Source organism: Mucilaginibacter sp. P25, assembly GCF_050859465.1.
GTDB classification, from domain to species: domain Bacteria; phylum Bacteroidota; class Bacteroidia; order Sphingobacteriales; family Sphingobacteriaceae; genus Mucilaginibacter; species Mucilaginibacter gossypii.
Genome location: NZ_CP193937.1, coordinates 3,819,465 through 3,845,999, shown reverse-complemented (window position 1 = coordinate 3,845,999; position 26,535 = coordinate 3,819,465). Strand labels below are relative to the sequence as shown.

Sequence of the window (26,535 nt, the reverse complement as noted above, 5' to 3'; positions counted from 1 at the left end):
CTAACAGAAATTAAACGGTTTTAAGTTCTTTATTACGCCTTTGGATAGAAAGCAAAAAGCCAATCACCATAATGATAGTACCGCTCCAGAAGAAGTTGATATACGGGAAGCTGATAGCGCGCATCACAATCCATGGGCGTTTGTTTTGCGGCTGCTGGTAAACAGTGATTTCTACTTTTTTATTTTCGGGGTTGATCCTTGAGAAACGCAGTTTTAATCCGGCATCCTCAACCTTGCGGGCAAAATCAAACACGTTACCGCCCCTGATCATGAACACAGGTTCGGCAGTATACACCTTGCCATCATGCGCATGAACTTCAATATTGGCGCCGATAGCCACATCGTTGGCTGTAAGCGGGATATTTTGCACCGTAGCCTGTTTGTTTAATGATTTAACCAGCATGAAGCCGTCGCGGTACCTGATGGTATCGCCAATGGCAACTTCGTGTGCTACAGGCTCATCGTAGTTTTTATCATCGTTACCTTCGTCATGCCCGGCCTCGCCCTGCATGGCAAAACCTTCGCTTGGTATAGCGGTAACGTGAGTATAAAGGTCATTTAATAAATAATGCTTGGTGTCAGGCGATGAAGACATTCCCGCATCACGGCTGGCCTGCACTTTGGGTTTAAGCACAAAGTTTTCAAGCAGTTTACCATTGGCGTCAAACTTTTTATAATCAACCCTGTAAAAATGGTAAGGTGATGAAATGGAGTCGCCAAGATAGGTAACTGTATAATCGCCCATTTTTACCGGGGTGTTTTTATAGATCATGATATTTTCGCGGGCGTTACCTGCTTTGGCATCAAAGCCCTGCACATTAACCACACCGCTTGCATTTTCAGAAACCACTTTGCTGGTACCTGCCGCTATCACCGCGCCAACCATTAGCAAACCAAAACCTAAATGCGCCACTGCCGAACCGGCCAGCTTGAACTTACCTTTAAAAGCATCAACCAATACTTTGGCATTGGCAATAACCGAATAAACCGAACCGCACATCACCAAATTGAACACGAAGTTAAGGCGATAAACACCGGTTAAGTAAACAACAAGCGCCGTTACCAATATGGCAAACAAAAGGTAAACGCCTGTAGTAATGAAAAACCGGGTAATATCAGTCTTTTTATATTTCAGGAATTGCGTAAAACCGGTAAGTAAAGTCACCACAAACGCAAATGACGACTGGATCACATTATAATGTTTAACAGCATCAGAAGGAGGTGCAATCTTGGTACCAAACATGGCATTCCATACAGGCACCGATGTTACTACAATAAGGTGGAAGCAAGATAACCCTAAAAATACTGAACCTACGAACATCCAAAACTCACGCGAGTACGTTTCTTCATCTTTTTTGGTGATAGGCAGTTCTTTCCATCGCCATACCAAAACCCAAACAGATAAAACAAGGAATATCAGGATGCCGATAACCAGCTGCCAAAACATACCTAAATCGGTAAAAGCATGCACAGAGCTTTCACCCAAAATACCGCTTCTTGAAAGGAATGAAGTATACCATACCAGTACAAAACTCAGCAATACCAGCAGTGTAGCTGTAAAATATGAGTGGCCTGTATTTTTAAATACGATAAGTACGTGCAATGCCGCAACCATTGTTAACCACGGAAATATCGAACCGTTCTCAACCGGGTCCCAGGCCCAAAAGCCACCGAAGTTTAACGACTCATATGCCCAGAACGAGCCCATGATCACACCGGTACCCAATATCATAGAACCAAACAAGGCGTATGATATAGCGGGCTGTACCCATTCTTTATATCGCTTTTGCCAAAGCCCGGCAACCGCGTAAGCAAACGGAACTATAATAGATGCAAAACCCAGGAACAAGGTAGGCGGGTGAATAACCATCCAGTAATTTTGCAGCGATGGGTTCATTCCTTGCCCGTCTTTTATAAAGTCGAGGTAGTTTGGCTGCGAGAATATAGGCGCTTCGATACCTGAATTACGCAACAACAAGAATGGCGAGCTGCCTATCCGCTGACCGAAAATATCGATCCCAAGTACCATGGTTCCCAGAATAACCTGCGACAGGGCAACAACAGTCATCACCGGGCGCTCCCATGATTTAGCCCTTGCAATAAGTACATTACCTAAAACGGCCTGCCAAAAGGCCCAAAGCAAAAAGCCGCCCTCCTGTCCGTTCCAGAAACCCGATACCAGGTAATAAACGGGCAGCGAACGCGAGGTATAGGCCCAGGCGTAATGATATTCGAAATAATGATTATAAAGCACATAGAACAGGCAGGTGCCCATTCCTAAAATAGAGATGGAATTTACGTAAAAACCTAAACGTCCTAAACGCTGCCAGCTGCTGTCGGCCTTACCGGCATCATCTGTAGTAGCAAAATAGTAACTTATGAATGACAGCAGGGCTGCACCAAACGAAAGAACAATAAAAAACTGGCCGATTTGTCCCGGTAAAAGGTGTTCGCCCTTAAAAACTGTATTCATCAAAAATGATTAAATGCTGGCTTGTTTAGCCTTCGCTTCTGTAACTTCTAACTTATCCTGCGTGTATTTGGAAGGACATTTCATCAGGATCTTTGATGCATGAAACTCGCTGCCAACCATCTGGCCGGTAAGTACCAGTTGCTCCGAACGCTCAAAGTCTTCCGGTTTGGTACCGGTAAAAACAACTTTACGCTCTTCGCCTTTATTATCTTTCATATAAAATGAAAAATAATTGGCGTCCTTAGCAGCGTCATAAACCATTTCCTTTCCCTTGCTGAAGTGGCCTATTACATGCAGTTCGCTGCTGGTTTGCTGCGCTTCGGCAAAGGTTGCATAGGTGCTTGAGCTTGAATAAACACTTATGATAACCGCTATGGCTATAGCGATAACAACAAGACCAAAAATTGCACTTTTTTTCATCTGCGGTTTATATTATTAAAATAACGATTTGCAAAAATACAAAACGTGCAGCGAATAATGTTTATTACAAGACATATGTATTATTTAGAATCATTCTTAATAGAAACGTCAGAACTCGAATTTGATGAATTTTAAGAATTGGTCGAATGTTAATACTTGTGCTTATCTATTAAACGTGCTTTTGCGAAAAGCGAAGAAATTCTTGAAATTAGTTTAATGCGAGTTCTGAAACTATTATGGCGATGCCTTCGGCCCGGGCTCTACGCTCATTGGCCGGTATCCGCTGCGATCCCTATCGCGGCATAATTAAAAACAAAAACGAGGTAAGCTTTTTCAAACCCACCTCGCTATATATCGAAACTATTAAATCCTTAATTATGGCCAGATACCTAAATTTTGGTACGATACCGCTATTTTATTGATTGCGCCAACCATGGCCGCGTTACGCAGGGTGCCAATCTCAGGATTGCTTTTATAGATCTCCCTGATCTCGTGGTATGAGCGGATCATGGTATCTTCCAGTCCTGAATTTACCAGTTCAAGCTCTGATGCACCTTTGATAATGGTTGAGCGCTGTACCGGAGTTAAAGCTACCCCGGTAATCCCTTCAACCATGTTTACCAGGTTAAGATTTGAATTCTCTTCAAACCTGCGGTTCATACGGCCGAAAGCTACGTGGCTCAGGTTTTTCAACCATTCAAAATATGATACGGTAACACCGCCGGCATTGGCAAACATATCCGGAACTATCATCCCACCATTGGCGTAAAATATAGCTTCAGCTTCGGGTGAGGTTGGGCCGTTAGCGCCCTCAACAATAATTTTAGCTTGTATGTTGCGGATGTTTGTTTCGGTGATCTGGTTTTCAAGGGCTGCCGGTACCAGGATATCGCACGGCTGCTCAAGGCCTTCCATGGTATTGGCAAATTCCTGTATTGCCGCAGCGTATCCTAAAATAGAACCGGTTGCCTTACGGTGCTGAAATACAGCCTCGATATCTAAACCGTTCTCGTTATAAATAGCGCCTTCAAATTCGCATAAGCCAACTATTATCGCACCCATTTCGGATAAAAACTTAGCCGAATAATAGCCTACGTTACCAAGGCCCTGCACAATTACCCTTTTACCTGATAAACCCGGCAGCAGGCCAATCCTTTGCATATCCTCACCAACGCTTACACACTCGCGGGTAGCGATGGCCACACCACGGCCGGTAGCTTCCCTCCTGCCAGCAATACCATGCAGGGCGATAGGCTTACCGGTTACGGCGCCCATAGCATCCAACTGACCGGGGTTCATGGTAGCATAAGTATCGGCAATCCAGCTCATTTCGCGCTCGCCCGATCCATAATCAGGTGCAGGCACGTCAATGCTTGGGCCAATAAAATTCTTTTTGATTAACTCAACGGTATAACGGCGGGTGATGTTTTCCAGCTCGCTTACGGTGTAGTTTTTAGGGTTTATTTTGATACCGCCTTTGGCACCGCCAAACGGAACGTTAACAATGGCACATTTGTAAGTCATGAGCGCGGCGAGGGCCATTACCTCATCCTCGTTCACCATTTCGCTGTAGCGGATGCCACCTTTGGTTGGCGACTGATGGTGCGAGTGCTCAACGCGCCAGGCGTCAATTACCTCAAAACTGTTACCCTTGCGAATGGGGAAACGGAAGCGGTAAACACTGTTACATGATTTAATTTGATCAAGCAGGCCTGCATCGTGTTTGGTGAATTGGGCAGCATGATCGAAGTTTTTGCACACGTCGCTGAAGAAGTGTGTTTCCTGGTCGGCAATCAAAATATTCGTAGCCATAACTATTGTATAAATATTAATCTCTTAAAAAAGTGAGCAAATTTGGTACAATTTTTATCAATATTGCAAATATTTCTTAGTTAGTGTGCCCTATACACCAGTCAACACCGTCACGAATGATATGTTTAAATTGTTTAAACATATTATTTGAACTACTTTTCGTTTTCGACTTTTTTTAATCTGCGGTCTATAGTAAACAGGTAAATGGCCAGTCCAACAAAAATTATGGAAATAGTTGCTACAACCACGTAAATTTTTCCCGACTGGCGCAGGGTATCTGCCATTTCAACCTGCTGCCCTGGCTGAGCAAAAACAGCGGTACAAAACGTAAGCAGTAGCAATAAAAGCGTTAATTTCTTCATCTTAATTTATAGCGTTCTTCTTATTCTCAATTAAACGGATGCGGTAACGGATAGTTGCTATCCAAAGGGCAATAAAACTCCAGCCTAACATAGCCGGGTAAAAGGCTATCTTCATACCGTTATCAAGGTCGTATTTACCAAATGCAGGGTTACCGCCGCTGCCGGGGTGCAATGAATCTGTCATGCGGGGCAAAACAAATATCAGCACAATCATGATGGGGAAAGCGAAGATATTGTAGATAGCCGAAATCTTGGCCCGCTTCTGCTCCTCATCAATAGAATTACGAAGCACCAGATAAGCACAGTACAACAAAAATGCAATGGCCGCGCTGTTTTGTTTGGGGTCGCCGCTCCAAAATTCGCCCCAGGTAAATTTTGCCCAAAGCATACCGGTTAAAAGGCCTAAGGTGTAAAACAGCAACCCGGTATTAACGCTCTCAACAGCAGCAAGGTCATGCTCTTCTTTACCCGTTTGCAGGTATTTAATACTGAAATAAACCGATACCACAAAAACAGTCAGCATCCCCATCCACATGGGTACGTGAAAATACAAATTACGGATGGTTTCGTGAATAATTGGCAGCCTCGGCGCTTTGAGAACCAGGCCCGTGTAAAAGGTAGACAGCACCAGCAAAACAGCCGCAACCTTCCACCATGTTTGATAAATAAACTTCATATGATTTATGCAGGCAAATGTAACTAATTATTTGCTCATTGATTCGACACTAAGTTTAGGCAAACATAAAGTATTACACATTTTAGTGAATCTCTCTTATAACTGGTGCGGACTTAAAATTCTCCTGACCGGCACTCTTTATTACTTTCACAGTATTACTTACATAAAACGTTGACAGCAATTTGTTATTGGAAATATCTAATTGGGATACAGCCGTTGAAAGCAGTCCAATGTAAGTGAGAGCAACGTTTGGTCTGATGTCAATGGTCTTTAACGCCTTATTATCTATTAATTCTAATACGCTGAGATTAGTCAGATTTTCCAATTTGATGTTTTTAAACGCATTGCTCTGTAAATAAAGTTGTCTTATGCTATCAGTGCCATTTAATTCGACTGTTTCCAAGTCATTATGGGCCGCCGCCAAAACGGTCAAATTTCTGAGATTCTTTAGCGTCAACTTTTTCCGAGAACATTGCCTCCGATATAAATTTCCTTAATCGTATTATTGTCAAAAAACACATCCAGGTTCGCAATCTGGTTAGACATTGCATAAACCCTTTCTAAACTTTTAAAATATTTTAAATCATCTAACAGCCTAATATCACTTTTGGCAATGTTTAAATTCGCCACAGTGTCAATTTCGGATACTTCTATTTCGCCGTTTTTATTAAAATCATAGCCTCTTTTAAGTAAAGCCGATTTTAAATTTTGGTCTTTAAATACTATTTGTTGTGCTGAAACTCCCTGCGCAACAAAAACAACAGCTAACACTAAATAGCTTATATATTTCATAAAGGATGGTAACAAGAATTATATCTGCGATGGTGGCGGCAAATATAATTCGAAATAAGCAAAGTCTTCCTGAAATTAATCAATCCCCCGGCTCATAATCCACCGGCAGCAAATCGCCAAGCTTTGCCTTCGACCATGAACCCTCGTAAAGCGGGCTTGGGCTCGACACTACGATACCGTTCATATCAAATGCAATATAGCCCGAATATTTGGTCATGATACTGGTTTCATAATTAGGCATATCCAGCGGGTGATAAACATCCTTAAACTCGGTAGTCTCTTCGCGTTTGGTATATACTACGTATAAAAAGTGCGGAAAGGTGAGCGCGTAAATCCCATCCTGTGGTGTTTTCCGCAAGATCTCAAACTCCTGGTAAGGCAGCTTCGCGAGGTTTTCGCGGTACCATTTGGTCATCTTCGACAGGTTATAATAACGCATGGCCGAATCGCGCGGGCCTTCCCGGTATTTTTTCATCTTCTGCATCAATACCGCTTCCTCAGGTCGTTCAGGGTTAATTTGCCTTGTAAAATCGTGTGCTTCAAACCCTTCTTCTTTTAACTTTCCTTTATAAAGCGAGCGGTAAAAATGCTGAGCCGATCCATAATAGGCCTGTTCGCGTTTCTGCTTCCAGAGTTTCTTCTGCGCTGCGCTGCCGGGCAGGTTCTCGAACAGGGCACTTCCCGAATAGGATATGGTGTGCTCAATAGCATCATACAAAAAGTTCTTCAACAAAAATTTGGTACGATAGCCCAGCGCCAGGTTCTCTACCACCAAAAACTCATCGCCAGAGGCCTCCAATTGCTGCTTTCCCCTGTGGTAGATAATATTTAAAATATGTGGATTAGTAACCTTACACTCCTTGCCATTTTCGGTATCGCCAACAAACTCCTTCCTAAACAGTTCGTAATTTTTTTCCAGTCGGCGCTGCTGCTGATCACTACTTCGCTCAGCATCAGCACTTTTTGATTAACCTCGATACTTAATTTTGCAGGTTCGCGGCCAACCAGTACCGTTATGGAGTATTCTTCAATGCTAACGCCGGTAACCACCAACTGGTATTGGCCTGGTTTAACTCCGGCCAGGGTAAAGGTCCCATCCTCGGCAGTGGAAGTACCGTAGGTGGCATTATTTAAAAATACGCTGGCATTGGCTACCGGGCTTTTAGTATCGGCCCGCACTACCTTACCTGTAATAGTACCGGTTTGTGCCGAAACTATGAGCGGACATATAAACGCGATAAGCAAAAACCAATAAAAACGCATTAATTAAAATTAGAATGTTTTTTCAATCCGCTAAAAAACGCATTTTTTATGAACGGTTAATGAATTGCCGGTGTATAATTTTTGTTGCGGGAATGTCTGAACCCGAATTTATTGAATTAGAGAATTTATATTTTTAATCTTTTTAATTCAGCCTGTTTCTTGATTCTTAAATCCGGTTCGGCCAATTCAAATTAGTCCCTCCACAGGTATGGGAAAAGCAGTAAGGCAGTAGCTATTACAATGGCATTAATAGCGCACAGAACGCCTATGTTGCCGTAAAAGAAACTCCGGTCTACCCCGTCCATTGCGCTTTTACTTAACTTAATAAGCACCAATATAACAGGGATAATAACCGGAAAGCTTAATATAGCCATCAGTGTACCATTGTTACCGGCCTTTGATGCAATGGCCGAGATCATGGTGAACACGGTGGAAAAACTGACGCTCCCCAACAACACAGCCAGGAAATAATACAGCGGGTCGCCAAGAGTATTGGGAAAAAACACTTTAAATACCACCAATGCCAATGTGCTTAACAAAGCCATCAGCAAAATATTATAGATTGTTTTAGACAGGATGATAGCCTGCGGGCTGGCAATGGAGTAATAATAGAGTAACCGGCTTTTACTTTCCTGCATAAAGCTTTTGGCAATGGCATTTACCGATGCAAACAGCATGATGATCCAGAACAACACGTTCCAAACTATGGGGTAACCGCTGCTGTTGGAAAAGCCGGGGTTTAAGTTGAGGGAGATATAACAAACAAAAACCGTTGAAACCACATACAGCAAAACGCCATTAAAAGCATATTTGGACCGCCACTCCAGCAAAACTTCCTTTTTGAGCAGGTACCAGGTTTCATTAACAAGTTTCATCACCGCAAATGTAATAATTACCTGCGAGTGAGTAAGGGCATTTGACAAGCTAAAAAAATTAGCTTAATTTTGAATATAACATACCAATTACCATGCCTGTAGCTTATTTCCGCACGCCAGTTGGCATTGCCCGCATTACCGAAGAAGATGGCTTTATAGCATCAGTATCGATACGCGATGAGGAATATGAGATTGCTCCTGCTCCCACCCCGTTGCTGCAAGCTGCTATTGATGAGTTAAATGAATACTTTGCCGGTACAAGGAAGGAATTTACTTTTCCTATAAAGCAGGAAGGCAGTGAGTTTCAACAACAGGTTTGGGACGAGTTGATCCAGATCCCTTATGGAACAACCATTACTTACGCCCAGCAGTCAAACCAAATGAACAATCCGTTGGCTATAAGGGCAATAGCATCTGCCAACGGCCGTAACAACCTATGGGTTGTAGTACCCTGCCACCGGGTAATAGGTTCAAATGGCAGCTTAACCGGCTATGCAGGCGGTATATGGCGCAAAAAATGGCTGCTTGAGCATGAGGCAAAGGTAATGGGTGTTGGGCAAACCAGGCTTGAGTTTTAAACGCCCACCTTCAATAACCTTGACATTTTTTCATGCAGTTGGTATGGCTGAAACGGCTTTGAAAGCACATCGTTCATCCCTGCCGATAATGCTTCCTGCTGCTCATGGTCATAACTTGCTGCCGAAAGCGATATGATGGGAATACTCCGTTTAGGCTCCTCAAAATCAACCCTGATGGTTTTAGCTGCCTGGTAACCGTTCATTTCGGGCATATGGGTATCCATTAAAATAATGTCATAGTCTTTATTGGTAAGCCTCTCAATAACCTTGCGGCCGTTATCAACCATCTCTACCTCTACATTCCAGTCCTTTAATATTTTGGAGAGCATAAACTGGTTAACCATGTTATCTTCAGCTACCAGCACCCGTACGTTATTAAACGGCGGCAATATCTTATCAGTTTTGGGAGTTACCTTAGTTTTGGGTTTAACAGTGATGGTATACCAGCATACAAAATTAAAAGTACTACCCCTGCCTACCTGGCTGCTTACGGTAAGTTCGCCTCCCTTTAGCTCGGCCAGCTTTTTCACTATGGTTAACCCAAGCCCGGTACCACCATATTTGCTTACGGTATCGTCTTCGGCCTGTTCAAATGAATCAAAGATGCTGTTAAGCCTGTCGGCCGGGATTCCGATGCCCGTATCCTCAACACTGAATTTCAGCTTTACCTTTTCATTGTGTTTTTGAAGTACGGTAATCTTGAGCTTTACATAGCCCCTTTCGGTAAACTTAAGGGCGTTACTGATCAGGTTCATCAATATCTGGTTCAGGCGCAATGAATCCACCATGAGGTATTCAGGTACTTCATCTTCAATATCCAGCAAAAACTCAATATTATTTTCGTCGGCTTTAAATTTAAGCAGGTTAAAAACCGAGTTTACAATGTCATAAACATTATTGGCCGTACGGATGATACTGAATTTACCAGCCTCAATTTTTGAGATATCAAGTACATCATTGATCACACCCAATAACGATTTTGAGGAGGTATCAAGCAAATCAAGCATACCCACTTGCTGATCGGTAAGGCCTGTTTTACGCAAAAGCGAAGTGATACCTATAATGCCATTAACCGGTGTACGCAGCTCATGGCTCATATTGGCCAAAAAGGTTTCTTTCACCTTTTTGCTGTACTCCGCGCTTTCTTTTGATTTGATAAGCTGCTCCTGGTAACTTTTTTGCGGAGAAATATCGCTGATATTAATAAATATCGTTTTGTTACGGTATGCCGCCCGGCACTCCACCCAAATTACCCTTTTATCAAAGGTTTCAAACTTAAATTCAAAAATGGCATAGCCCAGGTTGTCTTTTATGATTTCACCCAATTTTTTGCGAAACGACGGCTTATGATCGTCTATGGCCAGGTCAACAATACTTTTGCCAATAAGTTCATCAGGCCTGAAACCCATTATCTTTTCGACGGTGGGGTTGATATTGTCAATGCGGAGACTTTGCGCGTCGACCGATGTTATAATATCGGCCGAGTTTTTTACAACGATGGCATAATTCTGCAGCTCATCGTTCTTTTGTTTTATTTCGGCCTGGGTACGGGCCAGTTGTACAAATGAATCAACCTTGGCCGATGTAATATAAGGATCGAGCGGTTTGTAAAGATAATCTACAGCGCCGGTACCGAGGCCTTTAACAGCATACTTGGCTTCTTTTGAAATGGCTGTAACAAAAATAACCAGGATATCTTTGGTACGTGGGTTTGATTTAAGCATTTCCACCAGTTCAAAGCCGTCCATTTCGGGCATCTGAACATCAACTAAAGCAATGGCAATATTGGTTTCCCAGGCAATTTTAAGGGCTTCATTTGGCGAGGTAGTAGAGAACATTTTAATATCATCGCGTTTAAGCAATGCTTCAAGCGCGATAATATTCTCTTCTCTGTCATCAACAATTAGAATATTAACAGGGGTCATTTAATATTAATTAGGGGGTGGTGATTGTTATGAAAGTAAAAGTTTAAAAATCTCATCCTGTGTCAAAATATAATCAGCAGCACCTAAATTTATAGCTGCCTTTGGCATTTCGGCCATTTCTGCGTCGCCGGGCTCCTGCGCTATGGTAAGGCTGCCGCTTTTCTTTAATTTTAATAGGCCCTCGGCGCCATCCTGGTTAGCTCCCGACAACAATATCGCCATGCACCTGTCACCATAAACCTCGGCGGCGCTTTCAAAAGTAACGTCAATTGATGGTTTTGAATACCATACCGGTTCCGAAACATCCAGGCTAAAATAACCGCCGCGTTCAATTAAGGTATGATAGTTTGCCGGGGCAATATACATAGTGTCCGTTTTAAGAATATCCTTGTCCTCAATTTCGCGCATGTACATACGACTGTTCTCGGCAAATAGTTTTTCTATTTCGCTGAAAAAATTTTTTTCCTGTGTATGATAAGAATTACGGTTTTTCCCAGTTTTTCGGGAAGATCTTTTATGATCCGGAATAAAATTTTAAACGAGCCTGCCGATCCGCCCAATAATACGATCTGGGCGGCGTGCCATCTTTCCAGTAACTTTTTATCAGGTCCCAACTTTTTGGTAAATGTTTTCTTTTTGGTTGATCACCTTAAACTTGCTCTTAAACGAATCTGACCGGATAGTTTCTTTACTGCCAAGGCATAAATAGCCCAGAGGGCAAAGGCTTTTATAAAACAGGTCAAGGATCCGTTCCTGCAGATACGTTTCAAAATAAATAAAAACATTCCGGCAACTTATCATCTGAAACTCATTAAATACAGTATCAGATATTAAATTATGTACCGAAAACAGTGTATTTTGTTTTAATTCATTATGTATCGACGCGGCATCGTACAAAATGGTAAAATGATCTGTAATTGAACCTTTTAAATCAGTATATTGATAATTTTCCGCGTAGCTTTTTATATTACGCAAACTGTAGATCCCTTTGCGGGCCTCCTTTAAAACCTCGGTATTGATATCCGTGCCGTATATGAACGACTTTTTTCCCAAACCAGCTTCGTTCAGCAATATAGCCATAGAGTAAACCTCTTCGCCCGTTGAGCAGCCTGCACTCCAGATTTTGACGTGCTGATAAGTTGAAAGATATGGAACAACCTGTGAGTTAACCGCACGATAGAATGAAGGATCGCGGAACATTTCGGTTACGTTAACCGTAATCTCTTCCAGGAAATTCTGAAAAAAGTCTGCATCATTAATAAGCACATGTTTAAGGTCATAAAACTCAAACTTGTTGAGCAGCATAATACGGGTTAACCTCCGTTTTAATGAAGCTTTGGTATAACCCGAAAAATCAAACCCATGAACTTTTTTTACAATATCAATAAGCTCATGAACCTGTGCATGTGATATAATTCCCTGCTCTGTATCCATAACTAACTTTCAAGCCAAAGCTGCATGAGCGATATCAACCTGTCCATATCAACTGGCTTGGTGATATAATCATTGGCGCCGGCCGCTATACATTTTTCGCGGTCGTCTTTCATTGCTTTTGCAGTTAATGCTATTACGGGTAATTTAGCCCATTTGTTTTGCTTACGGATATGCCTGGTAGCCTCATAGCCATCCATTTTAGGCATCATGATATCCATGAGCACTATGTCAATATCCTTTATATCCTCAAGTTTAGCTATGGCTTCTTCACCATCATTAGCTATCTCTACATTGAGGTCATAGCTTTGCAGGGCGCTGCTCAGCGCAAAAATATTGCGCATGTCGTCATCAACAATAAGCACCTTTTTGCCTTTAATGGCATCCTTGCCTTTAGTTAGTGTTTTAGGTTTGGCCGATGATGGCGCTTGTTGTGCCGGGGCAATCGCCGTTTCGCTTATCTTGTTCAGGAACAGGTTAACCTCATCAATCAGCCTGTCGGATGATTTATTGGTTTTAACCACCATGGCGTTGGCATAATGCATTAGCCTGTTAACCGATGTTTTGTCAAGCTCCATTGCAGTATTGATAATAACCGGCAGTGACGCAAAGCGGTCAACCTCTTTGATCTTATCCAGCAAATCCAAGCCCGAAATATCAGGCAGGTTAAGGTCAAGGATCACACACTGGTACTCGTTTTCATGCAACATCCTAAATGCAGATTCGCCGTCAAAAGCCTGGTCGACGGTGATGCCCTGGCCTTGCATAAGGTCTTTCAAAGCTTGGCTTTGGGCTTTGTGATCTTCAACCAGCAGGATCTGTTTAAACCTGGTGCCGCTTTGTACCATGATATCGGCAAAAAGTTTATCCAGCGTTTCGGTATTGATAGGCTTTTTCATAAAGTTGATGGCACCTTCCCGGCGTACGCGGTTTGCTGCGGCATCCCCGGCCGACATCAGGTGAACCGGTATGTGCATTGTATCCTCATCATTCTTTAACTCCTTCAAAATCTGCCAGCCGTCTTTACCCGGCAGCATAATATCCAGGATCACCGCATCAGGTTTGGCTTCCTTCACAATTTCAACCGCCCGGGTACCCTCATACACCATGATTGATTTATAACCATGATCGCGGGCATAATCCTGCAATATGTTTGCAAAGTTTTTATCATCCTCAACAATTACAACCAAAGGTTCTTTACCGGGCTCACGCGGGGCCGCTTTAACCGGGTTCAGGAACTCTGTTACAGGTTTAAAAGTCTCGGCAGTTGGCAATACTTCTTCAATTAAGGCCGCAGGTGTTAATTTAGCTTCAAAAGGCACGGTAAGTACAAATTCGCTGCCTATGCCCGGCTCACTGCTCAGGGTTATGCTGCCGCCTAAAAGGAAAGCAAGTTCGCGGCTTATAGATAAACCTAAACCGGTACCGCCATATTTACGGCTTGTTGAACCATCGGCCTGCTGAAATGCCTCAAATATTACTTTTTGCTTATCCGCAGGGATCCCGATCCCCGAATCTTTGATAGCAAAGCTGATGGTTTTATCTTTAATACCCGGTTTTACATTGATAGCGATAGAACCATTTTCAGAAGTAAACTTAAACGCGTTACTTAACAGGTTTTTGATCACCTGCTCTATACGTACCTTATCGGTAAATATGGTTTGCGGCAGTTGCCTGTCTATACTTGTTGTATAATTAATTTTTTTGTTGCTGGCTACTTCGGCAAACAGCATTTCCATATCGCCAACAATATCGCTTACTTTAATATCCTCATTTTGCATATCCAGCTTGCCCGATTCAATTTTGGAAAGGTCGAGGATATCGTTGATCAAAGTAAGCAGGTCATTACCGGCGTTGAAGATAACGCTGGCATATTTGATCTGGTCTTCAGAAAGATTGGCAGGCTTGTTATCTTTAAGTATCCGTGCCAGTACCAGGATACTGTTAAGCGGCGTGCGCAGCTCATGGCTCATGTTGGCCAAAAACTCCGATTTGTATTTACCCGTGGTTTCCAGTTCCTCAACCTTAAGATTGATAGCCTGGCGGGCCTGTTCAATGGCCTGGTTTTTTCTTCAAGCAAACTGGCTTTTTCTTCCAGTTCGGCATTGGTGGTACGCAGTTCTTCCTGCTGTACCCGGAGCTCTTCTTCTGAGGCCTGCAGCTCTTCAGTTTTTTGAACAAGCTCCTCATTGGTAACCCGCAGTTCTTCCTGCTGTGCTTCCAGCTCTTCGGCCTGCTGCTGGGTTTCCTCGTACAGGTCGTGCATAATAGTACGCGCCTGCGATGTATTAACAGCTATACCTATATCATTAGCGATAGCTAAAATGTATTCTGATTTATTTTTCGAGATCCCTTCATTAAAAGCAACCTCCATTACTCCTTTAAGCTTTTTATCAAAAAAGAAAGGTATGATAAATGATTCGGCCAGTTCAGTTTTTAATACCGATGATGAAAGCTCAAGCTTATCGTTCAGTTTACCTTTTACAACCGCCGCTTTACCATCCTTAGCTACCTGGCCAAGCCAGCCTTCGGTCATTTGTACCGACTTTTTAACAAAATCAGGATTGTGGAACGCGTATGAAGCATAAAAATCAAGCCTGTTGCTTGCTTCGTTATAAAGGTAAAATGTACCTGCCGCGGCATTGGTATAGGTACAAACTTCGGTTAATATATTATTGGATAATTCTTTTTCAACCTGCTGGCCCTGCATTTTTTCATTCAGCTGACCGGTTCCGGTGAGCAGCCAGTTTTTGGCTTCGTTATCGGCAAGCACTTTTCCAAGTTCAATATTAGCAACCCTGATTTCATCCTCAATTTTCTTTTGCTGATCGAAAGTTTTTTGAATGTAGAAGAACAGCAACAGGATGATGAACAGGAAAACCAACGAACCGCATGCAATTACGAACTTGGCAAAGGTTGATGCATCCTGCGAATTTTCTTTCCTATTGGCAAGCAATCTCTCCTCTGTGTTGGTCATATGGTCGATCAGCATTCTGACCTGATCCATATTTTCCTTGCCATTTACAAACATGTTGCGCTGCACCATGTAATCAAGCCCCTGGCTATCGCGCGTTTCAACATTGGTTTTAAGGATCAGCAATTGCTCCTTCACCAGCTTATTGATTGAATCGACGCGTTTTACCTGCACAGGGTTATCCTTCACCATGTCTTTTAGCGTGGCCAGGTCATCGGCTACTTTAGGTAAAGCGGCATTATACGGTTCAAGAAATACCTTTTTAGCGGTAGCTCCATAACCACGCATGCCTGTTTCGGCATTAATTAACTCCTGCAATAAACTTGTTGAAGTACGGATCACCCTTTGAGTATGATTAACCCAGGTGTTATCCTCCTCGAATTGGCGCAGGCTGTTAAAAGACAAGATGCCCACCACAAAAACAAGAATGATTGATACTACAAAGCCAGCTAAAACCTGCTGGCGGAAGGAAAACTTTAACATTAGGTATCCGTATTAATCTGAATTACAAATATGTTTAAAAAAAGCTGTAATGTTAATATTACAGCTAATTAAACATACAAGGAATATTAATTTACTGTCGTAGTATCGGTAGTGTTTGAGATAAAAACTTTAGGGCGGCTGCTCAAAGCGCCGATCAAAGCCAAAACAGGACCGGCAAACATCACATACCAACCCCATTGAAATTTAAGCTGGCTGGTTAAAAACCTGTTAATGCCTTTAAACGGAATAAAGCTAAATGCCGAATTTACTTTAAAAATGGCAGCAACCAGCAACAGTACAACAAGTACTATCGACAGCCAGGCCGCCACACGCATAATCTTAGCCTGGTTAAGGAACGATACAATAATGCCAACAACAGCTACCAACAACAGTACCAGCCCATAAGGTTGGTTAAGCTTGTAAATATTCCAGCTGGTTACGTGGAATACCCGCAGCAGCGGGCAGTAGGTTGCAGCAAAAAGCAATGCAAAACCTGCAAATGATAAAATTGAGCTAAGGCGCATATTTAGGTTGTTATTTTTGTGTTATTTCCATTTTATCAGCAAAGTGGGCACAATAGTCGCGCAGGTCTTCAACAATATTTTTCTCGCCGGTTGCACGTAAAAAGCTGTCGCCCATGGTTTGCAGGGTTTCATAAAAAAATCGCTTCATCTCATCAACAGGCATATCTTTTGTCCAAAGGTCAATGCGCAGGGTATTTTTATAGCTTTGGTCCCACAGGGCAAGCATCATTGATTTTACAGGCAACGCTTCTTTGTTGGTTGAGTCGGTCGATTCCCAAAGAATGTGCTCAGGAACATTATTATCATCAAGCGTAACGGTAAGCTTTATTTCAGCGGTTTTCATTTCAAAATTTATTTAACAAGTAAGAATATAATTATAACCAGAACGATGAAGAAGGTCTCCACCATCCATATTTTTTTAGTTTCGATAAAAAAGTTGCGGAACATCATATCAATCACAAAAACCACGAAGGCAAACAATAAAAAGATCCAACCTATGGTGCCGCCCCAATGTTCAAGCGGGCGTCCGGCCATACCAGCCCCATAAATAAAAACATAGGCTGCTACCGCCACCAAAAACGCGGTAAAAAAGTTTAAAGGGGTAAATCTGAATTTCATTGATGGAGCTTAGTGTCTTTTTTTGCTTTTGGATGATCGGCCTGTACCCTGCCTTGCTGCTTTTGAGCCGTATTTAGCTTTATCCTTATTGGCATCAAACTTTTTGCGCTGGTTAAGGGATTTCTTTTCGTGGAAGGCACCTTTAAAATCGGGGTCTTCTTTGCGCTTTTGCATATCTATTTCCCGCGCCTGGTCCTGCCTTTCCTCATATGGGGTTTCTTCAATAAACACATCGTCGGGGATTCGCTCAACGGGAATGGTTTGCTTGATGAGTTTCTCAATCTTGCGGATATAATACTCTTCAGACGGTGTAGCAAAAGTAATGGCTTCGCCCGATTGCAGCGCTCTACCTGTACGACCGATCCTGTGTACATAATCCTCATACACCACCGGTACATCAAAATTGATCACATGACTTACATCGCTCACATCAATACCTCGCGATGCCACATCGGTAGCCACCAATATCTTCACATCGTCGTTTTTGAATGAATTGATGGAGTTGATGCGCGTATTTTGCCCTTTATTGGCGTGAAGCACTTTCACTTCCTCTTCGCCAAATTTGCGGGTCAGGAATTTGAATACGTCTTCGGCCACTGCACGGGTTTTACAAAAAACAATCAGTTTGGTAATCTCCCCTTCGTTATCGAGCAACTTTTTGAGCAGGTTTATTTTGGTTTTAATATTGGGCACATGGTATAAATGCTGGTTAACCGTTTGCGCCGGCGTAGCCTGTGGCGTAACCTCAATAACCGTAGGGAACTCCAGGAAGTTAGCCGAAAGCTGGTGCACCTTCTCGCTCATGGTAGCCGAAAAAAGCAGGTTTTGCCTTTTCACCGGCACTACTTCCAATATCCGGTTTATCTGGGGCATAAAGCCCATATCCATCATTTTATCGGCCTCGTCAAGCACCAACACCTGTAATGGTTTGGTCATGATATGCCCGGCAAGGTAAATATCCATAAAACGGCCGGGCGTTGCCACAATAATGTCGACACCCTTTTTTACCTGCTCTATTTGTGTTTTGGGGCCAATACCTCCGTAAAGTAAAACAACCCGTAAATCGGTATAAGCGGCAAATGCTTTAATGTTTTCCTCAATCTGCATGGCCAGTTCACGCGTCGGCGAAATAATCAACGCCCGGGCATGTTCGCCCTGCGCATATTTAAGCTTCATGATAATGGGCAACACATAGGCCGCGGTTTTACCGGTTCCGGTTTGTGCAATACCCATTACATCCTGTCCGTTCAATATCGGCGGAATAGCTTTTTGCTGAATAGGCGTAGCTTCGGTATAACCGGCATCGGCTATAGCGTTTAAAATTTGCCGGTTAAATTTAAGATCTTCAAAGGTTACTGCCATGCCGCAAAGATAGGCTTTTTGTTGAAGTAGGAACAATGCGGAAAGTGCGAGTCAGGAAAGTAAGAACCAGGAAACAAGAAGAGCGTATCGTTCACAAGTGATCATCGCTGGGTACAAATCAGTGGGTACCTCTAAATTTCCCAAAAGTGAAGCCTTCAAAAAAGTAAACACCCCGCACCTGAGGTGGGGGGTGGGTGAGGCCAACTACTGCTTTCACAGCAATAATGACTTTTACATGAGAAAATTTAGCCGTTGTATACCGCAGCAAACTCCCTGGCAAAATCCTGCAAACTCACCTTACCGGACGATACAGGCCTATGCTTATCATAATCCTCCCAGATTTTTCCGCTTTTTACCGCAGTGCCCATTTCAACAAAGTTGCGGGTCATTTCGGGAGGAACGCCTGCCTGTGATAAGCCTTCTGCAAGCTGTTCATCAGTAAACTCAATCCATGGCAAGTTAGGGTTGCCGATTGCATCACCTAAAATTGCAGCTGCCTTGCCGGGTGTCGACTCTTCGCTTACAATGTAGCGTACGCTTTTACCAATAAAATCCTTTTGCAACTCTTCTGCTATTGCGGCTGCAATATCTTTAGGGTGTACCATGATTAGTCTTGCATCTGCAGGATAATTTGATCCAAGGATACCCTGGTGCTTAATAAGCGGGATATTACTGAAAAAATTGATATAGAAGAATGGTGCACGGATAAATTTAACGGCCACACCATCTAATCCGCTCAAAACACCTTCAACATCGTGAATGCCTTTTATAGGGCCTACGCCGCTATCCAAATGCGCACCTATGCTGCTTAATGCAACTACTTTTTTATACCCGAGCGTTTGATAGCTTCGGCATAGCTTTTACCTGTTTCGTTTTGGTATGCCCTTAAACTTTCGGCACTGAAGCTTGGCGGCACCATGGCGTAAAGCGCATCGGCACCAGTAAATGTTTGTGTTAAGAAATCAGCATCGGCTAATGAACCTATTGCTGCTTTAGCGCCTAATGATTCTATTTCTGTTACCTTATCGGCATTGCTGCTAATTACTGTTACGTTATGCCCTGCGGCTATTAAAGTTTGTGTTAAAGGTTTGCTTATATTGCCTGTTGAACCTGTTACTATAATTTTCATAATGTTTTTGTTTTTATTGAAAGCAAAGGTATTTTTACACTTACTTTTTTACAAGTACTTACCCTAAAGTATGTATTACCATGACAGCGATAAAAGAAAGCTCAACTATACAGGAAAACAAACAAGCCGCATTTAAAGAATGCCCGGTAACTTATGTTATGGAACGCATAGGTGGATATTGGAAACCGATCATTTTGTTTCACCTCTTAGCCGGAAGCAAGCGTTACAGCGAGCTAAAAAAATCTATCCCAACCATCACCGAAAAAATGTTGATCCAGCACCTGAAACAACTGGAAGCCGACGGACTGCTGATCAGGGAATCCAAACCGGTTGTACCGCCCCATGTAACCTACCGGCTCAGCGAATCAGGCATGGAATTGCGGCCGGTAATGTACGCAATGGCAACATGGGCAGTGAAGGACAGCGAGGCGAGCGGTAATGCAATTTATAGAAGTTTAGGAGAGTTTCCATCTGAAGAAACTTTTGCCGAAATGTAAAAACGAATAGAATGACTTACGACTTTTACGCGATTAAACAAGACCAAATTGACTTACTCGATTTTATTTTGACCGAGACTAAACTTCAAATTATTGATCATTATTCTGCTTATGACGAAGAGGTGCTTCGTTATACATCGGCAACAGATATAACCGCAAAATTTGATTTATACAACGGAGGCTCTTTTGGATCAAATTTCGCTTTATGGTCACCGGAGTTTAAGGGGCAACCTGTTTTCGAAAAAATCAATCTTGATCCTAAGCGCTGTAAAGGGCATACGTTCCGGTACTCAACCATGGATTGGGGGTTGATACGACTTTATCTGGGACAAATTAAGGGGAACGTACTTAGCAAATCACACATCGGGCATTTTAATGAGAAAGGTGCAATTGGTCATGAATTACCCAACTCAATTATAGGACCGGCAAGTGTATGGAATTGGGAGGAAATCAATAAAGCCTCGCGGAAACTAAAATACCACATCCATAACAAAATGGCCGTTAAAAAGACTGGAACATACGGTATATTGAAAAATGCCGAAATACTGGAGCAACAGGGCTTCATGCTTCAGTAGTTTCCCTTCAAAACTTACAAAGTTTTAAAAACTTCGTAAGTTTGAGCTCAATCAACAAATCCGAAATCGAATATCCCAAATCCGAAATTTCAAAACATGTCTACAATTCTGATAAAAGCAGCCACCATAGTTAACGAGCATAAACAATACGTTGCCGATGTATTGATCAAAGATGGTTTGATAGACCGTATCGACTCAGTTATCGACCACCAGGCAGATGAAGTGATTAATGCAGAAGGACTGCATTTGTTACCTGGCTGCATCGACGACCAGGTGCACTTCCGCGAGCCGGGCTTAACTTATAAGGCCGATATTTATTCAGAATCAAGAGCTGCTGTTGCGGGCGGCATCACTTCGTTTATGGAGATGCCAAACACCGTTCCCAACACTTTAACGCAGGAACTTTTGGAAGATAAATACCAGATCGCGTCGCGCAATTCGCTGGCTAATTATTCGTTTTTTATGGGCGCGTCTAACAACAATTTAGATGAGGTTTTGCGCACCGATATCAGTAAGGTTTGTGGCATCAAAGTGTTCATGGGATCCTCTACCGGTAACATGCTTGTTGATGACCCTCACACCCTCGAAAAACTCTTCGCGCAATCACCCATGCTCATCGCTACACACTGCGAAGATGAGGCTACGATCAAGAGCAATCTTGCCCATTACAAACAACTGCTTGGCGAAAATATTCCGGTGCGGATGCATCCAAAAATCAGGAGTGCAGAGGCCTGCTATTTGTCTTCATCAATGGCGGTTGAGCTGGCAAAAAAGCACAACACTCGTTTGCATATTTTGCACATTTCTACAGAGCGGGAGACACATCTTTTTGACAACACAATTCCATTAAAAGATAAACGAATTACTGCCGAAGCCTGCATCCATCACCTGTGGTTTACCGATGCAGATTATGACATAAAAGGCAACTATATTAAGTGGAACCCGGCAGTAAAAACAGAGGCAGACCGTGATGGTATTTTACGTGCTGTACTTGATGGAAGGATTGACGTTATTGCTACCGACCACGCCCCGCATACTATAGAAGAAAAAGAGCAGCCTTACCTGCAGGCGCCATCCGGTGGCCCATTGGTTCAGCATGCTTTGCCAGCCATGCTTGAGCTGTATCACCATGGTAAAATAAGCCTCGAGCAAATTGCAGAAAAAATGGCGCATAACGTAGCTACCCTTTTTCAAATAGAAAAACGCGGCTTCATCCGCGAAGGTTACTGGGCCGACCTGGTATTGGTTAACCTGAACAAACCATGGAACGTTAATAAAAGTAATATCCTGTATAAATGTAACTGGAGCCCATTTGAAGGCAATACTTTCCGCTCGCAAGTGGCTTACACATTGATATCAGGAAATCTGGCATATGCGAATGGAAGTCTTATTGAAGGTAAAGCCGGCAAGCGATTGACTTTTAACAGGTAATATTAATTACAATTTATAGAATTTTGGAAATTACAGAGTTTTCTGGAGTCTAAACGCTATATTCTTTTAACTAAAAAGTCATGCCGAATTTATTTCGGCACCTCACAAGCAAGATTCCACGCGGCTCTTCTGATGGGGTGCTGAAACAAGTTCAGCATGACGATAGTTAGTTATTCACTCCCACAAAAACTTCTACCTCGGCGTTATCAGCATTTTGTGACCTTTCTCCATATACGTCGAAATCGGCCATATATCTTCTGTCAATATCGCTTGTCCAGATCTGGTGCCAGGTTTCGCCTACCGACTGCGGCAATGCACCCTTAGCCACGTACCGGTTATAGCTTCCGGGTGGTACTGTAATGCAAATCAGGCCTTCAGGTATATTGTCTTTAGTAGCTACCTTACAACCAAGTACTGTGGTATAAAAGCCGTTCTTATCGCTTTCATAATCGGTGTAAACACAATAAATATCATCACTAAGACGGTTCACCACCTGCTGTAAAACCGCTTCACTCATAAACCAGTTCCAAAGCCCTGCTATATCTTTCATTGCCTGCCCGTTTTGGTTTGTAGTACGTACCGAAATCCCAACTAAATAGAAACCCTTTATTGTTACTTTATCCATTTTCGGAGTTATTACTATTTGTTATATTGACTTATAATCAACTTTTTTACAAACAATTATAATGATTATATAAATTATTAATTTAATATTATAATTACTCTATCAGTTTCCTCAATTCTTCAAAAATCCCTTTCCAGTTTTGTTCTGAATGCGCTTTAGCTTCCTCGTTTTTTACGTTGTCCTGGGTAACGGTAAGTTCAGTCTCGCCATTATTTTCGGTGAGGTTGTAGGTAACATTGGCATAGTTTTCGGGCTTGTCGTCAGTGCCGCTCATGCTGCTCCAGTAGCTGTATTTTACAAATGTGCCCGGATCAATATCCAGTATAGTTCCATGGTCTTCATACTTTTTACCACCCCACTCCCCGCTGAATTTTATGGGCTCCCCTACCCTCCAGCTCGATTCAAGATCGGTACCAAAAAATATTTTTTCACCATAGCAGGATCAGTCAGGCCTTGCCAAACTTTAGCCATCGGGGCTTTAAATTTTACCTGCACATTTACTGTTAATTTTTCCATAACGTAGCCTTATTTAATAGTGGTTGTTTTGCAGTGATCATTTGTTCCTTTATCTTCTTAAAATCTGCGCCGGGAACTTCAAAAATCCAAACCTGAAGTTGTAGCCCCACGCTTTTTTGTTGGTGATAAAATCGAGCTTTTCAATCATCGGGGCTATCGGAACTTCGGCACATTCGTAGTAATTTACATTGCGGCGGTATGGGATAAAATCAATAGCCATTTGCTTCTGATAAATATCCTCGTCACGCACCTGGCCAATGGCTGTAAAAGCCTGCAAAGGCTCATTGCCGTTCATCTTTTGTTTGGGCGAATATACCGCCACCCAGTCGCCAACTTCCATACGTTTAAGCGGCGCCAGTTTACCATGATTGGCCTGAATAAATCCCCCGGAAATGCCACGGCCAATGTGATCTTTTGATACTACTATTATCCAATGTTTCATAAGTGTATGGTTTAAATTAACCGCAAAAACACGACCAATAAAAGCCCTGCCCCTGCCATTATGAAACAAAGTAACAACGCGCTGGTGACAGCCTTATGTCAGCAGGAAAAAAGAAAAGAAATTAATTTATTTTTTGGGCGATGGTTGCGGTGATCTCCCGTACACGCTGCAACAAGGTGTCGGGTCTGATGATCTCGGCACGGTCGCCAAAGGTCATATACCATCGGGCAAAACCTTCCAATGAGATGGTCAAAAAAGTCATCTCAATTTTACTTCCTACAGTTTTCTCAGATACAAAACCGCCGTAGTATTTTTGATGATCAAGATAGCTGTGAATCTCCTTGTCAACTTTTATCACCACCTGTTCAAGCTGCTTTTCGCAGGCCATTTTGTCAATATAATCTTTTAGCGTAGGGTGCTTACTGTTTACATAACTTTTATCTGTAACCACCAGCTTCCTGATACGGTCCATCCTGAAATCGCGATAGTCACTACGCAGACGGCAGTAGGCTATCAGGTGCCAGAAACTATCCAGGAAAAAAACGCCTACCGGTTCAACTTCGCGTTTGGTATTTTCCTGCGAGTGGGCGGCAAAGTAATCAATGCTCATGATCTTTTTACAGATAATGCAATCCAGTATGGTTTGGATATGATCGGTACTTCCGGCCCTTTTCTGACTATGGCTTTTCAGTACTTCGATGCTGCCGTCAAGGTTTTCCAGGGCATCTTTTTCAGATGATTTAAGAATAGCCCTCACCTTGTACATGGCCGACTGGTACTGTGCCATGGTTGAGGTATCTGTAAGCTTTTCAACAAACTTTTCGGCGGTTAAAAAAGCTGTGGCTTCCTCGCGGGTAAACATTACCGGGGGCAGGCGGTAACCATCCATAATGGAGTAGCCAACGCCGGCTTCGCCTATGAGCGGGATGCCAGCTTCTTCAAGCGTTTTTATGTCGCGGTAAACCGTACGCAGGCTAATATTGAACCTATCGGCAATATCTCCTGCCTTTACCACCCTGCGTGATTGTAGTTGGATCAAAATGGCTGATATTCGGTCGATGCGGTTCATGGCGTCCAAATTAAATAAAAAACAATTTACCTTTGATTAATATTTATCTACAATATGGCCGTTCAACCCGAAGAAAAGATCATAACGTTTGAAACCTATTATGATGTGATGCTTGCACATATCATCCGCACCAAACTGGAAGGTTATGGTATCCCCTGCTTTATTGCCGATGAAAACACCATTGGGTCCAATCCCCTTTACAACCAGGCTGTAGGCGGCATTAAACTCAAAATATTTGAGCGCGACCTGGAGCGATGCCGGGAGATTTTAGCCGCCGAAGGTGACCTGCACGACCAGGACCATATTGAAATTGATGACAGAAACGCTTAATGCCGTGATTTGCCCTTATTGTGGCTCAACCAATGTACGTTATGGTTCAGCAACCGAAAAAAGGGTTCATTGGTTCACCGCCATCATCTCATTTTTATTGATGATATTCCCTTTTTATAGCCGCAAAGCATGGCATTGTTTTAATTGCCAGCGGGATTTTGAATAGCTTTTTTCAAAGTCGAAAGTCTTAAGTCGCGAGTCAAAAATCTTCATTTTTATAACCCGATAGGGTCTTAACTTAAAACTCAAGAGTTACGACTTCAGACTGAAGACTTAGAACTTATGACTTAAAACTGTTTTTCATATATTAGCGGTATGTACAACCGCCGTAAGTTCATTAAATTATCCGCCGCAGGTGCTTCATTTGCAGCGCTTTCTAAATCTGCCATCGCAAAAACCGTCATATCAAAGCCCGAAGGCGGTTATCCTATCGTAATTTCAACCTGGGATTTTGGCATTATAGCCAACAAAGGAGCCTGGAAAGTATTATCAGCCGGAGGCCGTTCGCTCGACGCTATTGAAGCCGGGGCCCGCATCCCTGAAGCCGAAGATATCACCAATCATACTGTAGGCCGCACCGGCTTGCCCGATCGTGACGGACATGTAACCCTCGACTCGTGTATCATGGACGAGTTTGGCAACTGTGGCTCGGTAGCTGCCATGGAGAATATAGCCCACCCTATTTCGGTAGCACGTTTAGTGATGGAGAAAACCCCTCACGTAATGCTGGTTGGCGAAGGTGCTACCCAGTTTGCCGTTGAGCAGGGTATGAAAAAGAAAAACTGCTAACCCCCGAAACAGAAAAGATCTGGAAGGAGTGGCTTAAAAAAGCTCAGTACAGCCCCGTTATGAATATCGAAAACGGCGGTAAACCGGGCAATAAATACAACCATGATACCATTGGTATGCTTGCTATTGACGCCAAAGGCAACATCTCAGGCGGATGTACTACCAGCGGCATGGCTTTTAAACTGCACGGCCGCGTTGGTGATAGCCCGATTATAGGTGCAGGTCTTTATGTAGATAATGAGGTTGGCGGTGCAACATCAACCGGTGTTGGTGAGGAGGTGATCCGCAATGTGGGCAGCTTCTTGGTGGTTGAATTAATGCGCCAGGGCCTATCTCCGGAGGATGCCTGCAAGGAAGCTGTAAACCGTATTATTAAAAAGAAACCGGAAATAGCCAAAAAGATCCAGGTTGGCTTTTTAGCTATTAATAAAAAAGGCGAATATGGTGCCTATGCTATACAAAGTGGTTTTTCATACGCCGTTTGTAATGCACAACAACAGGACCTGTTAATACCAGGAAAAAGTTATTATAAGTAAATTTATTGGTCGATGGACCATAGTCGAT

30 protein-coding genes and 1 pseudogene are annotated in these 26,535 nt (G+C 42.9%); 6 read left to right on the top strand and 25 right to left on the bottom strand.

What is annotated here, in order from left to right:
• Nucleotides 1-10: 10 nt before the first annotated feature.
• The 9 genes from ccsA (ACRQ5D_RS19510) to ACRQ5D_RS19470 all read right to left on the bottom strand — a co-directional run bounded on the left by ccsA (ACRQ5D_RS19510) (nt 11) and on the right by ACRQ5D_RS19470 (nt 8,673).
• Nucleotides 11-2,473, bottom strand: a complete 2,463-nt coding sequence (ccsA, locus tag ACRQ5D_RS19510; RefSeq protein WP_091171415.1) for a cytochrome c biogenesis protein CcsA — start codon at nt 2,471-2,473, stop codon at nt 11-13.
• Between the two features lie 9 nt (nt 2,474-2,482).
• Nucleotides 2,483-2,893, bottom strand: a complete 411-nt coding sequence (locus ACRQ5D_RS19505) for a cytochrome c maturation protein CcmE (protein ID WP_091171412.1) — start codon at nt 2,891-2,893, stop codon at nt 2,483-2,485.
• A gap of 375 nt (nt 2,894-3,268) precedes the next feature.
• Nucleotides 3,269-4,705 carry a Glu/Leu/Phe/Val family dehydrogenase gene (locus ACRQ5D_RS19500; RefSeq protein ID WP_091171410.1) on the bottom strand — a complete coding sequence of 479 codons (1,437 nt, stop codon included), beginning with the start codon at nt 4,703-4,705 and terminating at the stop codon, nt 3,269-3,271.
• 152 nt (nt 4,706-4,857) lie between these two features.
• The gene (locus tag ACRQ5D_RS19495; protein WP_091171407.1) at nt 4,858-5,067 is read right to left on the bottom strand and encodes a CcmD family protein; all 210 of its coding nucleotides are present in this window, start codon (nt 5,065-5,067) and stop codon (nt 4,858-4,860) included.
• A gap of 1 nt (nt 5,068) precedes the next feature.
• Nucleotides 5,069-5,743 (bottom strand): cytochrome c biogenesis protein CcsA, encoded by a 675-nt coding sequence (gene ccsA, locus ACRQ5D_RS19490; RefSeq protein WP_426589359.1) that lies wholly within the window; start codon nt 5,741-5,743, stop codon nt 5,069-5,071.
• A gap of 453 nt (nt 5,744-6,196) precedes the next feature.
• Complete coding sequence (locus tag ACRQ5D_RS19485; RefSeq protein ID WP_431200229.1) at nt 6,197-6,535, bottom strand: hypothetical protein; 339 nt, start codon at nt 6,533-6,535, stop codon at nt 6,197-6,199.
• Nucleotides 6,536-6,614: 79 nt separating this feature from the next.
• Entirely contained in the window at nt 6,615-7,334 is a 720-nt protein-coding gene (locus tag ACRQ5D_RS19480) for a hypothetical protein (RefSeq protein WP_431200228.1), read from the bottom strand.
• Between the two features lie 29 nt (nt 7,335-7,363).
• Entirely contained in the window at nt 7,364-7,798 is a 435-nt protein-coding gene (locus tag ACRQ5D_RS19475) for a carboxypeptidase-like regulatory domain-containing protein (protein WP_432326303.1), read from the bottom strand.
• A gap of 191 nt (nt 7,799-7,989) precedes the next feature.
• Nucleotides 7,990-8,673 (bottom strand): heme exporter protein CcmB, encoded by a 684-nt coding sequence (locus tag ACRQ5D_RS19470; RefSeq protein WP_091171395.1) that lies wholly within the window; start codon nt 8,671-8,673, stop codon nt 7,990-7,992.
• Nucleotides 8,674-8,765: 92 nt separating this feature from the next.
• Here ACRQ5D_RS19470 and ACRQ5D_RS19465 point away from each other — a divergent pair, with 92 nt between their 5' ends.
• Complete coding sequence (locus tag ACRQ5D_RS19465; RefSeq protein ID WP_091171391.1) at nt 8,766-9,251, top strand: methylated-DNA--[protein]-cysteine S-methyltransferase; 486 nt, start codon at nt 8,766-8,768, stop codon at nt 9,249-9,251.
• On the opposite strand, the gene ACRQ5D_RS19460 is transcribed toward ACRQ5D_RS19465, so the two are convergent.
• The 11 genes from ACRQ5D_RS19460 to ACRQ5D_RS19410 all read right to left on the bottom strand — a co-directional run bounded on the left by ACRQ5D_RS19460 (nt 9,248) and on the right by ACRQ5D_RS19410 (nt 19,697).
• A complete protein-coding gene (locus ACRQ5D_RS19460; protein WP_129567545.1) occupies nt 9,248-11,176 on the bottom strand; it encodes a hybrid sensor histidine kinase/response regulator in 1,929 nt (642 codons plus the stop codon). The genes ACRQ5D_RS19465 and ACRQ5D_RS19460 overlap by 4 nt on opposite strands.
• 27 nt (nt 11,177-11,203) lie before the next feature.
• Nucleotides 11,204-11,704: a chemotaxis protein CheB gene (locus ACRQ5D_RS19455; RefSeq protein ID WP_431200823.1), complete on the bottom strand. Its 501-nt coding sequence runs from the start codon at nt 11,702-11,704 to the stop codon at nt 11,204-11,206.
• A gap of 75 nt (nt 11,705-11,779) precedes the next feature.
• Nucleotides 11,780-12,610, bottom strand: coding sequence for a CheR family methyltransferase (locus tag ACRQ5D_RS19450; RefSeq protein WP_176844517.1), 831 nt, complete (start codon nt 12,608-12,610; stop codon nt 11,780-11,782).
• A 2-nt stretch (nt 12,611-12,612) separates the two neighbouring features.
• Nucleotides 12,613-14,580, bottom strand: a complete 1,968-nt coding sequence (locus ACRQ5D_RS19445; protein ID WP_431200226.1) for a response regulator — start codon at nt 14,578-14,580, stop codon at nt 12,613-12,615.
• A complete protein-coding gene (locus ACRQ5D_RS19440) occupies nt 14,577-16,064 on the bottom strand; it encodes a CHASE3 domain-containing protein (RefSeq protein WP_431200225.1) in 1,488 nt (495 codons plus the stop codon). The genes ACRQ5D_RS19445 and ACRQ5D_RS19440 overlap by 4 nt, the downstream gene beginning before the upstream one ends.
• Nucleotides 16,065-16,150: 86 nt before the next feature.
• The gene (locus ACRQ5D_RS19435; RefSeq protein ID WP_091171377.1) at nt 16,151-16,588 is read right to left on the bottom strand and encodes a hypothetical protein; all 438 of its coding nucleotides are present in this window, start codon (nt 16,586-16,588) and stop codon (nt 16,151-16,153) included.
• A 10-nt stretch (nt 16,589-16,598) separates the two neighbouring features.
• Nucleotides 16,599-16,931, bottom strand: coding sequence for a gliding motility protein GldC (gene gldC / locus ACRQ5D_RS19430; RefSeq protein WP_090524371.1), 333 nt, complete (start codon nt 16,929-16,931; stop codon nt 16,599-16,601).
• 8 nt (nt 16,932-16,939) lie between these two features.
• A complete protein-coding gene (locus ACRQ5D_RS19425) occupies nt 16,940-17,206 on the bottom strand; it encodes a hypothetical protein (protein WP_091171373.1) in 267 nt (88 codons plus the stop codon).
• Between the two features lie 9 nt (nt 17,207-17,215).
• A complete protein-coding gene (locus ACRQ5D_RS19420; protein WP_091171370.1) occupies nt 17,216-18,568 on the bottom strand; it encodes a DEAD/DEAH box helicase in 1,353 nt (450 codons plus the stop codon).
• 245 nt (nt 18,569-18,813) lie between these two features.
• Nucleotides 18,814-19,359 carry a hypothetical protein gene (locus tag ACRQ5D_RS19415; RefSeq protein ID WP_431200224.1) on the bottom strand — a complete coding sequence of 182 codons (546 nt, stop codon included), beginning with the start codon at nt 19,357-19,359 and terminating at the stop codon, nt 18,814-18,816.
• 26 nt (nt 19,360-19,385) lie between these two features.
• Nucleotides 19,386-19,697, bottom strand: a complete 312-nt coding sequence (locus ACRQ5D_RS19410) for an NAD(P)H-binding protein (RefSeq protein ID WP_431200223.1) — start codon at nt 19,695-19,697, stop codon at nt 19,386-19,388.
• An 80-nt stretch (nt 19,698-19,777) separates the two neighbouring features.
• Here ACRQ5D_RS19410 and ACRQ5D_RS19405 point away from each other — a divergent pair, with 80 nt between their 5' ends.
• From ACRQ5D_RS19405 to ACRQ5D_RS19395, 3 genes are all read left to right on the top strand, one after another.
• Nucleotides 19,778-20,194, top strand: a complete 417-nt coding sequence (locus tag ACRQ5D_RS19405; RefSeq protein ID WP_091171363.1) for a winged helix-turn-helix transcriptional regulator — start codon at nt 19,778-19,780, stop codon at nt 20,192-20,194.
• Nucleotides 20,195-20,262: 68 nt separating this feature from the next.
• The gene (locus tag ACRQ5D_RS19400) at nt 20,263-20,769 is read left to right on the top strand and encodes a hypothetical protein (RefSeq protein ID WP_432326297.1); all 507 of its coding nucleotides are present in this window, start codon (nt 20,263-20,265) and stop codon (nt 20,767-20,769) included.
• A gap of 96 nt (nt 20,770-20,865) precedes the next feature.
• Nucleotides 20,866-22,200 carry a dihydroorotase gene (locus ACRQ5D_RS19395; RefSeq protein WP_091171358.1) on the top strand — a complete coding sequence of 445 codons (1,335 nt, stop codon included), beginning with the start codon at nt 20,866-20,868 and terminating at the stop codon, nt 22,198-22,200.
• Nucleotides 22,201-22,366: 166 nt separating this feature from the next.
• Here the strand turns inward: ACRQ5D_RS19395 and ACRQ5D_RS19390 are convergent, their stop codons facing one another.
• The 5 genes from ACRQ5D_RS19390 to ACRQ5D_RS19370 form a co-directional block, all read right to left on the bottom strand.
• The gene (locus ACRQ5D_RS19390) at nt 22,367-22,825 is read right to left on the bottom strand and encodes a GyrI-like domain-containing protein (RefSeq protein WP_091171354.1); all 459 of its coding nucleotides are present in this window, start codon (nt 22,823-22,825) and stop codon (nt 22,367-22,369) included.
• Between the two features lie 94 nt (nt 22,826-22,919).
• Nucleotides 22,920-23,201: an SRPBCC family protein gene (locus ACRQ5D_RS19385; protein ID WP_431200822.1), complete on the bottom strand. Its 282-nt coding sequence runs from the start codon at nt 23,199-23,201 to the stop codon at nt 22,920-22,922.
• 8 nt (nt 23,202-23,209) lie between these two features.
• On the bottom strand, nt 23,210-23,341 hold the full coding sequence (locus tag ACRQ5D_RS19380) for an SRPBCC family protein (protein WP_431200222.1): 132 nt from the start codon (nt 23,339-23,341) through the stop codon (nt 23,210-23,212).
• 49 nt (nt 23,342-23,390) lie between these two features.
• Complete coding sequence (locus tag ACRQ5D_RS19375) at nt 23,391-23,783, bottom strand: EVE domain-containing protein (protein ID WP_432326295.1); 393 nt, start codon at nt 23,781-23,783, stop codon at nt 23,391-23,393.
• Nucleotides 23,784-23,904: 121 nt separating this feature from the next.
• Complete coding sequence (locus ACRQ5D_RS19370; protein ID WP_432326293.1) at nt 23,905-24,852, bottom strand: helix-turn-helix transcriptional regulator; 948 nt, start codon at nt 24,850-24,852, stop codon at nt 23,905-23,907.
• 54 nt (nt 24,853-24,906) lie between these two features.
• Between ACRQ5D_RS19370 and ACRQ5D_RS19365 the strand changes: the two genes are divergently transcribed.
• Complete coding sequence (locus ACRQ5D_RS19365; protein ID WP_432326291.1) at nt 24,907-25,182, top strand: putative signal transducing protein; 276 nt, start codon at nt 24,907-24,909, stop codon at nt 25,180-25,182.
• 315 nt (nt 25,183-25,497) lie between these two features.
• Nucleotides 25,498-26,507, top strand: a pseudogene (locus ACRQ5D_RS19360) (N(4)-(beta-N-acetylglucosaminyl)-L-asparaginase).
• Nucleotides 26,508-26,535 lie beyond the last annotated feature (28 nt).